Source organism: Acidovorax sp. FW305-C-20-28 (genome assembly GCF_058783375.1).
Genome location: NZ_JBYSYM010000040.1, coordinates 31,892 through 41,900, shown reverse-complemented (window position 1 = coordinate 41,900; position 10,009 = coordinate 31,892). Strand labels below are relative to the sequence as shown.

The 10,009-nt window shown below is 67.7% G+C and carries 12 protein-coding genes; 6 read left to right on the top strand and 6 right to left on the bottom strand.

Annotated elements, in window-relative coordinates; genetic code table 11:
• Positions 1-13 precede the first annotated feature (13 nt).
• The 3 genes from AC3WOH_RS30610 to AC3WOH_RS30600 all read right to left on the bottom strand — a co-directional run bounded on the left by AC3WOH_RS30610 (position 14) and on the right by AC3WOH_RS30600 (position 3,223).
• Positions 14-1,303, bottom strand: coding sequence for a sensor domain-containing diguanylate cyclase (locus AC3WOH_RS30610; RefSeq protein ID WP_492233076.1), 1,290 nt, complete (start codon positions 1,301-1,303; stop codon positions 14-16).
• A 196-nt stretch (positions 1,304-1,499) separates the two neighbouring features.
• A complete protein-coding gene (locus tag AC3WOH_RS30605) occupies positions 1,500-2,600 on the bottom strand; it encodes a M48 family metalloprotease (RefSeq protein ID WP_492233075.1) in 1,101 nt (366 codons plus the stop codon).
• 29 nt (positions 2,601-2,629) lie between these two features.
• Positions 2,630-3,223, bottom strand: coding sequence for a LemA family protein (locus tag AC3WOH_RS30600; RefSeq protein ID WP_492233074.1), 594 nt, complete (start codon positions 3,221-3,223; stop codon positions 2,630-2,632).
• Positions 3,224-3,416: 193 nt separating this feature from the next.
• Here AC3WOH_RS30600 and AC3WOH_RS30595 point away from each other — a divergent pair, with 193 nt between their 5' ends.
• Positions 3,417-3,755, top strand: a complete 339-nt coding sequence (locus AC3WOH_RS30595; RefSeq protein ID WP_492233073.1) for a DUF6172 family protein — start codon at positions 3,417-3,419, stop codon at positions 3,753-3,755.
• A gap of 72 nt (positions 3,756-3,827) precedes the next feature.
• On the opposite strand, the gene AC3WOH_RS30590 is transcribed toward AC3WOH_RS30595, so the two are convergent.
• Positions 3,828-5,144 carry a DEAD/DEAH box helicase gene (locus tag AC3WOH_RS30590; protein WP_492233072.1) on the bottom strand — a complete coding sequence of 439 codons (1,317 nt, stop codon included), beginning with the start codon at positions 5,142-5,144 and terminating at the stop codon, positions 3,828-3,830.
• Positions 5,145-5,280: 136 nt separating this feature from the next.
• Here AC3WOH_RS30590 and AC3WOH_RS30585 point away from each other — a divergent pair, with 136 nt between their 5' ends.
• Genes AC3WOH_RS30585 through AC3WOH_RS30570 form a run of 4 tightly spaced genes read left to right on the top strand, consistent with a single transcriptional unit; the run spans position 5,281 to position 7,078 of the window.
• On the top strand, positions 5,281-5,772 hold the full coding sequence (locus tag AC3WOH_RS30585; protein WP_492233071.1) for a DUF2721 domain-containing protein: 492 nt from the start codon (positions 5,281-5,283) through the stop codon (positions 5,770-5,772).
• A gap of 2 nt (positions 5,773-5,774) precedes the next feature.
• Positions 5,775-6,167: a translation initiation factor Sui1 gene (locus AC3WOH_RS30580; RefSeq protein ID WP_492233070.1), complete on the top strand. Its 393-nt coding sequence runs from the start codon at positions 5,775-5,777 to the stop codon at positions 6,165-6,167.
• Between the two features lie 10 nt (positions 6,168-6,177).
• Positions 6,178-6,390, top strand: coding sequence for a DUF3820 family protein (locus AC3WOH_RS30575; RefSeq protein ID WP_007861594.1), 213 nt, complete (start codon positions 6,178-6,180; stop codon positions 6,388-6,390).
• 4 nt (positions 6,391-6,394) lie between these two features.
• Positions 6,395-7,078, top strand: coding sequence for an SHOCT domain-containing protein (locus AC3WOH_RS30570; protein WP_492233069.1), 684 nt, complete (start codon positions 6,395-6,397; stop codon positions 7,076-7,078).
• On the opposite strand, the gene AC3WOH_RS30565 is transcribed toward AC3WOH_RS30570, so the two are convergent.
• Entirely contained in the window at positions 7,075-7,917 is an 843-nt protein-coding gene (locus AC3WOH_RS30565) for a phytanoyl-CoA dioxygenase family protein (protein ID WP_492233068.1), read from the bottom strand. The two genes, AC3WOH_RS30570 and AC3WOH_RS30565, sit on opposite strands and share 4 nt — an antisense overlap.
• A 93-nt stretch (positions 7,918-8,010) precedes the next feature.
• Between AC3WOH_RS30565 and AC3WOH_RS30560 the strand changes: the two genes are divergently transcribed.
• Positions 8,011-8,781 carry an AraC family transcriptional regulator gene (locus AC3WOH_RS30560; RefSeq protein WP_492233067.1) on the top strand — a complete coding sequence of 257 codons (771 nt, stop codon included), beginning with the start codon at positions 8,011-8,013 and terminating at the stop codon, positions 8,779-8,781.
• A gap of 10 nt (positions 8,782-8,791) precedes the next feature.
• Here AC3WOH_RS30560 and AC3WOH_RS30555 read toward each other — a convergent pair whose 3' ends face one another.
• A complete protein-coding gene (locus AC3WOH_RS30555) occupies positions 8,792-9,766 on the bottom strand; it encodes a DMT family transporter (protein WP_492233066.1) in 975 nt (324 codons plus the stop codon).
• Positions 9,767-10,009 lie beyond the last annotated feature (243 nt).

The following is a 10,009-nucleotide window of genomic DNA, read 5'->3' as shown; positions in this document are numbered from 1 at the left end:
GCGCAGCCGCTGCTCAATAGCCCTGGTTGTCCAGATCGGCATCGGCCAGCGCGATCCGGTCGCGCCCTTCGCGCTTGGCCTGGTAGAGCGCCTGGTCGGCCCGGTCCAGCAGGTCGCGCAGGCTGCGGTCGCTGCCCCTGAGCGTGCCCAGGCCCAGGCTGGCGGTGATGCGGTAGCGGTGGCTGCCATGGCCGGCATCCGCCACCCCCAGTTCCAGGGTGCGCACGCAATTGAGCAGCCGCACGGCCACCTCGTGGCCCTGGGCCAGGGTGGTGCCCTGCAGCAGCACGCCGAACTCTTCGCCGCCCAGCCGGCCCACGGCGTCGCCGGGGCGCAGCCCCTCCATCACGGCCCGGGCAAAGGCCACCAGGGCACGGTCGCCCTCCAGGTGGCCGAAGCGGTCGTTGATGGACTTGAAATGGTCCACGTCCAGCATCAGCAGCGTGAGCGGTGTGTGCTGCGTTCGCGCCGTCTGGTAGGCCGCCTCGGCCGTCTCCAGGAAGGCGCGGCGGTTGGCCATGCCGGTCAGCATGTCGGTGGTGGCCAGGCGCTGCAGCTCGCGCTCCAGGTTCTTGCGCTGCGTCACGTCGCGGTAGATGCCTTCCACCCCGGCAAACTGGCCCTGGTGGTCGTACAGCGCGTGGCTGCTGATCGAGATGTCGATCACCACGCCGTCGCGCCGCACCATCTGGCCCGGAAAGTCGGCCACCTCGCCTTTTTCCTGGATGGCCGCCTTGAAGGCATCGCGGTCCTTGCTCTGCGGGTAGTAGGACTCGGCCGTGCGGCCTTCGATCTCGTGCGGCTCGTAGCCCAGCACGCGGCGCACCCCGGGGCCCACGTGCTGCACCACGCCCTGGGCATCGGTGCGGTAGTACACGTCCTGCATGTTGTCGAACAGGCGACGGAAGTTGTGCTCGCTCTCGCGCAACTGCTCCTGGATCTCGCTCTGGTGCGTCATGTCCATGCCGCACATCAGGAGGGCCGGCGCGCCCTGCCATTCGATGGCCACGCTGGCCACCAGCACCATGCGCAGCTGGCCCTTGTCGGTGCGCACGCGGAACTCCGAGGACTTGTTGGGCCGCCCCACGTGGTCGGGCTGCTTCACGCGCTCGATGCGCTGGCTGGAGCGCGCCTTGTCCATGGGGTGCACGAAGTGGCCCAGGATGCGGCCCAACAGGGCCTGCTCGCTGTCGGCCTCCAACAGGGCCACGCCGGCCGCATTGGCCCGCAGGATGGCGCCGGCAGGCGTGACCACCAAAGCGGCTGCAGGCAGCAGTTGCAACAGGTCCTGATCGTGGTGCATGCGCTGTTGTAACAATACGTAGTGGTGCATTGTGGCACTGGGCGCGAAAAATGCCGCCAACTGTTTGGCAATGGCTGTTGGGAGGTGCGGGGCTTCCCTGCGCCCCTTTCGCTGGCGCACCAAATCACATGTTTGCCGAAGGGGCCCGCGCCGGGCGTAGGCCGGCGCCGCATTTGCGGCCCCCGGGCCTGCCGGCTCAGGTGAACCGGGCGAAGGGGTCCACCAGGGATGCGATGGTGGGCTCACCCGGCACCACGCCGCTGGCAGCGCTGGCGCGGCGCGCGCTCTCGGGTTCCACGGTCACGGGCGCCACCGCCAGCGGCTGCATGGGCCGGCCATAGACGCGCCGCACACGGTCTTCGAGCGTGGGGTGGGTGTCGAGCCGGCGCTCCAGCCGGCCGCCGCCTTCCACATCCACCAGCAGCATGTGCTGCACCGAAGGCAGGGTCAGGCCCGTGTGGCGGTGGTCCTGGGCGTAGCCTGCGGGGGTGTCGCGGCGCTGGCCCATCACCTTGCGCAGCACGCCGCCCAGACCGTCCTTGCTGCGCGTCCATTGCACGGCACGGGCATCGGCCAGGTACTCGCGCTGGCGCGATACGGCGGCCTTGAGCATGCGCCCCGTGAGCCAGCCGGCAAAGCCCGCCAGCATGATGGCCGAGCCGAACCACCAGGCCAGGCCGCGCCGCTCGCGCAGCGTGTCGCCGAAGTTGTAGACCAGCTCCAGCCCGAACACCATGCCCGCCAGCTGCATCTTCAGCCGAGTATCGCCCTCGTGCAGGTGGCTCAGCTCATGCGCCACCATGCCCTGCAGTTCCTCGCGGTTGAGGTAGTCGAGCGCGCCCTGCGTGACGGCGACCACGGCGTCCTTCTCGTCCCAGCCGGCGGCAAAGGCGTTGATGGCGTCGACGCGCGGCACCACCATGACCTGGGGGCGGCGCATGTTGGCGGCAATGCACAGCTCGTCGACGATGTTGGCCAGGCGCTGTTCGGCATGCGAGATCGAGGGCCGCAGCTCGCGCGCCCCGGCCCGCGTGGCCAACTTGACGCCGCCGGCCCGCAGGTTGGAGGTTTCCACCCACCAGCCGCCCAGCACCAGCATCAGCGAGACGCCGACATTGGCGGCCAGAAAGCCCGCAGGGTAGGGCAGGTTGCCAGGCAGCACCGCAGCCATCAGCAGCCAGGCCACCACCAGCGCCCCGTGCACGGCGGCGACCAGCAGCACCACGGCGATGGCAAAGCCCAGCAGCAGGCGGCGCGTTGCGCTGCGCGCGTCTTCCTGGTGGTTCCAGAATTTCATGGATCGGTCCTCGCGTTGGCGTGGACGGATCAGAATTGCACTTTGGGCGTGCTGCGCTCCTCGTCGCTCTGGGTGGATTCGAGCATGGGTGAGCTCACAAAGCCCAGCAGCCGCGCCACGACCAGGTCCGGGAACTGCTGGGCCTGGTCGTTGAACTCCAGCACCTGGTCGTTGTAAGCCTGGCGCGCAAACCCGAGGCGGTTTTCGGTGCTCGTGAGCTCCTCGCTCAGCGATTTCATGGACGCATCGGCCTTGAGGTCGGGGTAGGCCTCGGCCAGGGCCATCAGCCGGCCCAGGCTGCCGCCCAGCACGCCCTCGGCCGCGGCCAGCGCGCCCAGGGCGTTGGCACTGGCAGGGGCCGCACGTGCGGCGGTGGCTGCCGTCTGCGCATTGCCACGCGCCTTGACCACGGCTTCGAGCGTGGACGCCTCGTGTGCCATGTAGCCGCGCGCCACTTCGACCAGGTTGGGGATCAGGTCATGGCGCCTTTTCAGCTGCACGTCGATCTGCGCAAACGCATTGGCAATGCGGTTGCGCAATTGCACCAGGCGGTTGTAGATCACGATGGCCCATACGAACACGACCACCAACACCGCCGAGAAAATCCAGCCTCCAGTAGACATAGTGCACCTCCGTTGTTGTGAATTGGGGCCTGTTGCTGCAAGGCCGTTTATGGAGGTTCATCTTATAGACGCGGCTTTTGGCAAGGCCCGATAGCTGAAATCCGCAAGGGAATTGCGCCTGGCTGCGCCGTGTGCCACCATGCGAGGTTGCCCGAGCGGCAAAAGCCCAGGGCCGCAGGAGGTACCATCGCCCATGAGAAAAATTTACCAACTGCATGTCGAGGGCAGGCATCCCGACCGGGTTCTGGACGCCGTCAAGCACGACATTCGCAAGTACATCAAGCGCGAGCGGCGCCGCGACATCCCCGCGGGCGCGGACTTCTGGGACTTCGACTGCCGTTTCGGCGCCACGCAGGAGACGGCAGCCGTGGTGCATGTCGCGGCCATCACCGAAGCCATCAACACCGTGGCGGCCGAGGGCGGCAAGCAGTTCTACATCGAGATCCTGGCCAAGCCGGGCAAGCGCACGGCGCGGCCTGCCGGTGCGCAGGGCCCTGCAGCAGACGACGAGGGCGACGACAGCGAGGATTGATGAACGGGGCGCATGGCCCGCGAGCCGGCTGGCCTCTGACGGGGCAGCCGGCTTTTTCTTTTCTGGCCCAACCTATTGCGGTGTGGGCGGCTTCTTCCCCTTGGGCCTTGCGGCCAGTGCCGCTGCTTCGGCCTCGGCGGCTGCCAGTGCCGCGCGCAGCTTGTCCTTCTTGCTCGGGCGGCGGCCCTTGATGCCGCCGGTGCCGGGGGCGCCCGGGGCTGCGGGCGCTGGCGGCGGGGCCGCCTCGGTGGGCTCGAAGCCGGCAATGACTTCCATTGGCAGGCTCAGGCCCTGGCGCTTTTCGATCAGCTTGAAGTGTGCAGTGGCCTCGGGCGTGACGAAGCTCACGGCCAAACCGCTCTCGCCCGCCCGTCCCGTGCGGCCGATGCGGTGCACATAGTCATCGGCCGAGCGCGGCAGGTCGTAGTTGACCACGGCGGGCAGTTGCGCAATGTCGATGCCGCGCGCGGCCAGGTCGGTGGTCACCACCACCTGCCAGCGCTCGTCCTTGAACTCCTGCAGCACCTGCTTGCGCGAGCCCTGGCTCAGGCCGCCGTGGAAAGGGCTGGCATAGATGCCGGCCTTGTAGAGCTTTTCGGCCACATGCTCGGCCGCGTACTGCGTGGCCACGAAGACCAGCACGCGCGACCAGCCGTGCTCCTTGACCAGGTGGCGCAGCAGCTGGGTGCGGCGCTTGTCGTCCACCGCAATGGCGCGCTGCGCGATGTCGGGGGTGTGTTCTGGCGTGGCGGCGATCTCCACGCGCACCGGCTGGCGCAGCAGGCCATCGGCCAGGGCCTGCACGGCGGTGGGGAAGGTGGCCGAGAAGAACAGGTTCTGCCGCTTGCCCGGCAGCAGGGCCAGCACGCGCTGCAGTTCCTCGGCAAAACCCAGGTCGAGCAGGCGATCAGCCTCGTCCAGCACCAGGTGGGCCACCTGGCCCAGGCGCAGGGCGTTGTGCTCCACCAGGTCGAGCAGGCGTCCCGGCGCGGCCACCACCACGTCGGCCCCGCTGCGCAGGGCCATGAGCTGGGGGTTGATGGAGACGCCGCCGAACACCACCGCCACCTTGGGGGGCTGCTGCATCAGGTGGCGCGCCAGGTCGCGCAGCACCTCGCCCACCTGGGCCGCCAGCTCGCGCGTGGGCACCAGCACCAGGGCGCGCACCGTGCGTGGTGACTGGCCGGTGGTGCCCATCTGCACCTGTTGCAGCAGGGGCAGGCCGAAGGCCGCTGTCTTGCCGGACCCTGTCTGTGCGATGCCCAGCAGGTCCTTGCCATCCAGGATGGCGGGGATCGCCTCGGCCTGGATGGGCGTGGGGGCCGTGAAGCCCAGCGCCTGGGCGGCGTGGGCGAGGGCAGGGGAAAGACCGAGGGCGGCAAAGGGCATGGGCTGGGCGCTTGCGTCAAAGAGCGCAAGCACAGAGTTGGATTGGGACAATCCCCCGATTGTCCTGCACTTGGCGCAGGCTGCGCGCAGAGATAATCAGGCCGCACCTCTCCACCCACGCTGTTCCATTCAGTCCATGGCCATTCCAACCGATCCCTCCGCCATCACGCACGGCATCCAGCTCGCGGTGGCGCCCGTGTTTTTGCTCACTGCCGTCTCCGGCATGATCGGCGCCGTGGCCGGGCGGCTGGCGCGCATCATCGACCGCGCCCGCACGGTGGAAGACCGGGCCCGCGCCAACAACGACCCTGAATACACTGCGCGCGCCTACGCCGAACTGGGCGACCTGCGCCTGCGCGGGCGCCTTGCCAATGGCTGCATCGCGCTCTTGACCTTTTGCGCCTTCCTCATCGGCATCACCATCATCCTGCTGTTCCTCGGTGAAACCCTGGACTACCAGGCCAACCGCCTGGCCATCGGCGGCTTCCTGGCGGGCGTGGTGTCGTTCCTGCTCGCGCTGGTGTGCTTTCTGGCCGAGACCGTGATGGCCACGCGCCTGCTCAACTTCCACATGCTGCAGAACGAGCTGGGCGCCAACCCGGCCGACAAGCCCAAGGAACCCCAATAGGCATGGCTCCCGCACCCAAGAAATCCCTGTCCGACCTCGCCAGCCTGGGCGGCCTGGTCTACTCCACCGAGTCGGGCCGCATGTGCCCCGACTGCCGCCAGCCCATCGCCCAGTGCGCCTGCAAGGAACTGGCCAAGGCCGCCGTGCCCGCAGGCGACGGCACTGTGCGCGTCTCGCGCGAGACCAAGGGCCGCGGCGGCAAGGCCGTTACCCTGGTCAAGGGCGTGCTGGTGGATGCCGCCGCGCTGGACCAATTGGGCAAGCAGCTCAAGGCCGCATGCGGCAGCGGCGGCACGGTGAAGGACGGCGTGATCGAAGTCCAGGGCGACCATGTGGAGCGCGTGATGGCCGCGCTGCAAAAGCTCGGCCATAAGGTCAAGCGCGCGGGCGGCTGAGGGTCTCGCCATGGATGCGGAAAAGCTGCAGAAGCTGGTGACTATGGAAATGCCCTACGGCAAGCACAAGGGCACGCTGCTGGCCGATCTGCCCGGCAACTACCTCAACTGGTTTGCGCGCGAGGGCTTTCCCAAGGGCGAGCTGGGGCAGTTGCTGGCGTTGATGCACGAGATCGATCACAACGGCTTGTCGGATCTGCTTCGGCCGCTCAGGGGGCGTTAAGGCCGTGGAATTCTTTGCCTTTGTATTGCTCCTGTTGGCTGCTGTTGCCTTGGCTCCCTGGATGCTGAGGAAACATTCCGAGTTGAAGAAGTCATCGCAAAAGACCGAGTCGGTGTATGTCGACGGATTCACTCCCACCCAGCAGATCGCAGGGATCGACAAGGTGACCGGCATTGCCATTGACGAGGTACACAAGAAGCTGTGCCTTGTGCGTTACCGCTTTCCCAGCGCTTGGGGAGTGGGGCAAGACGGGGTTTACGGCCTTGTCTGGGAGACAGCCTCCAGCATCGTGCTTCGCTATGGGGACATCCTGTCGGTGGAGGTGTTTGAGGACACGGCGCCAAGCCAGGGTGTCAGCACCAACGTGGTATTGCGGGTGGAATTGCACATCATCGTCAAGAAGACGGCTACACCCACCCACACCATTGTTTTTCTGGACCGCCGTACTTCTGCAAACAGTGTGGATCACCGAGCGGCGATGGCGCAGGCACGCCACTGGCATGGCGTGCTGCAGGCGGCGATCCATGCCAGCGAAGTGCGCGCGGCCCGCGAGCAGGAGGCCGAAGCCGCTGCAGCAGTGCCCGCCCCTGTCGTAGCCGATGAACTCCGAAAGCTCGCCCAGTTGCGCGACGACGGCGTGCTGACCGAGCAGGAATTCCAGCAGCAAAAGGCCCGGCTGCTAACCTAGCTGGCCTCGGTCCACAGCACCGGGAACAGCCGGTGTTCCATGGCCGCCCCCGCCGGCAGCTCATCCACTAGCCCCGGAAAATCCGGCGAGGTCTTCCAGTGCCGTGGCGCATGCGTGATGTCGTCGCCGATCATGCGCACCGAGAACACGCGGCGCCGGCGCCCGGGCTCCAGGCCGGCCGAGGCGTGCAGCGTGAGCATGTTGAAGGCGATCGCATCGCCCGGCTCCACGGCCCAGCCGCGGATGTCGTAGGCCGCGCGGTCGGCCTCGATGTCGGGCAGGTCGGCCAGGGCGCCCTCGGGGAACCATTTCGCCTCGTTGCTCATGAAGGTGCGCGGCATGAGCCAGGGGCCGCGGTGCGAGCCGGCCACCAGCTCCAGCGTGGACGCGCGCGAGACGGGGTCGACGGGGATCCAGAAGCTCACGTTCTGGCTGCCCTCGATGTTGTAGTAGGGCTGATCCTGGTGCCAGGGCGTGCGCTGGCGCGTGCCCGACTCCTTGGTGAGCATGTGGTCGTGGTACAGCCTGATCTCCCGGCTGCCGGTGAGCTTGCCCGCGATCTCGGGCAGGGCCGATTGCGAGATCACGTCCCAGTAGGCGGGGATCTCCTGCCAGTTGCAGAAGTCCTCGATGAAGAAGCCCGGGTCGTCGGCCCGGCTGGCCACCTTGGCGCGCGGGCTGGGCGCGGCCAGGTTGGCGTCGATGCCTTCGCGCAGGCGCGCGACCTCGGCAGGGCGCAGCACGCCGCGCAGGCAGACCACGCCATCGCGCGCGAACTTCTCGGCCATGGCGCTGGCGGGGGACTGGGCGTTGAATTCGCCAGGGTGGTTGGTCAGCATGGGGGCGTCTCCTTTTGATGGGTGGTGCGGACAGGCAGAATCAGTCTAAATTGACCAGATTCAATCAAATACGCCCAATCGGACAAGCAATCAATGGAGCCAGACAAGATGGAGCAGGAGGCCACGTCCCCGCTGCTGTTCAAGGTCGTGCACCTGCAGCCCGGCAGCGCCGACCCGGCCGACAGCCATGCCGCAGGGCAGTTCGTGCATGCGCTGTCGGGCGTGATCGAGGTGGGCATGGGCGGGCAGGTGTTCCTGGCTCCGCCACAGTACGGGGTGTGGATACCGCCGCACCTGGAGCATGCCTCCCACAACCGCCATGCGGCGAGCTACGCCACGGTCTACGTGCCCGAGCCCTTGTGCGCAGCGCTGCCGGCGCATGCCTGCACCATGGTCATCAGCCCGCTGATCCAGGCCGTGCTGGACACCTTGCGCGAACGCGGCATCGGCGCTCCGCACAGCGCGCCCGAGCAGCGCCTGTTCGCGGTACTGCTGGACGAACTGCGCGTGGCGCCGGGCCACGACAGCTACCTGCCGACCTCGCAGGACCCGTTGCTCGCCCGCGTGCTCGATGCGCTGCAGGCGAGCCCTTGGGACAACCGCTCGCTGGCCGAATGGGCCGCCAGCGTGCACACCACCGAGCGCACCCTGGCGCGGCGCTGCGAGCGCGACCTGCACATGTCCCTGGGCGAATGGCGCCAGCGCCTGAAGGTGGTGCGCGGCATTGCGCTGCTGGAGGCCGGCCGTGCGGTCAAGGACGTGGCGCTGGAGCTGGGCTACAGCGCCCCCTCGGCCTTCATCGCCATGTTCCACAAACAGCTGGGCATGACGCCGCAGGCCTATTTGCGGCAAAAGACCGGTTGACGGAGAGCGCTCAGGTCTTTGCGGCGCGCGCCTTCGGCGCGATGAAGCCCGTGGACAGCCCCACGCCGCAGACGATCACGGCTGCGCAGACCAGCATCCACTGCGTGATGCGCTCGTCGAGAAACACCACCCCATAGAAGGTGGCGAACACCGGCAGCAAGAAGGTGACGGTGAGCGCGCGCGCCGGGCCGGCGCGCTCGATCAGGCGAAAGAACAGGAAGTAGGCCACGCCTGTGCACAGCACGCCCAGCGCCGCGATGGCCAGCCAGGCGCGCATCGAAGGCATGTGCTGGGGCCAGTACATGATGGCCGGCACGGCAAGCAGCAGGGCCGCGCCGATCTGGCTGCCGGTGGCCGTGGCCAGGGGCGGCACCCCGGTGAGGTAACGGCGCGTTGCGCTGGCGGCGATGCCATAGCAAAGGCAGGCCAGCAGGCAGGCGCCGATGGCCCAGAGCGCCGCATTGTTGTTGCCATCGCCGTTGCCATTGCGCAGCCCGGCACTGCCGCTGGCCAGCATCACCACACCGATAAAACCGATGGCCAGGCCCACCAGGCGCCAGCCGCTCGGCCGTTCGCGGAACCAGACCCAGGCCACCAGGGCGCCGAACATCGGCGCCGTGGCATTGAGCACCGCCGCCAGGCTGCTGTTGATGGTGAGCAGCGCAAAGCTGAACAGCGCAAACGGCAGGCCCGAATTGAACACACCCAGCGCCATGCTGGCGCGCCAGTGCTGGACCAGGGCCGGCCCCTGCCCGCGGAACATCATGAGGGGAAACAGGAAGAGCGCGCCGATGCTGACACGGGCCGCCGCCGTGGGCAGGGCCCCGAACTCGGCCGCGCCCATGCGCATGAACAGAAAGGATGCGCCCCACAGCGCGGCCAGCAGCAGCAGGTCGACCATCCACGCCTTGGCGCTGTGGGTGGGGGTCTGCGGCGCGGCCTGCGTGCCCGCGGGGGATGGAATGGCTGCTTTGTTGTTGTTCATGGAGGTCCCTTGTCGCCCTGGTGTCTCAGCCTCTGATTGGGCGCCAGATCGCTTGCGCCATTGATGCTATTTGTTCACCAATGGAGTCCGTATCGCTCATCAATCGTGCTGCATCCATGCCTGCCCACGCGGCACCGAAAAGCGTGAACTACTTCACAGGCACCTTCGGGGGGGCAGGGCTATGATTTCCCTGTCGACCCACCCGTAGTCGATACCTCCCTTGTGAAAGCAAGTTGCCCGCCC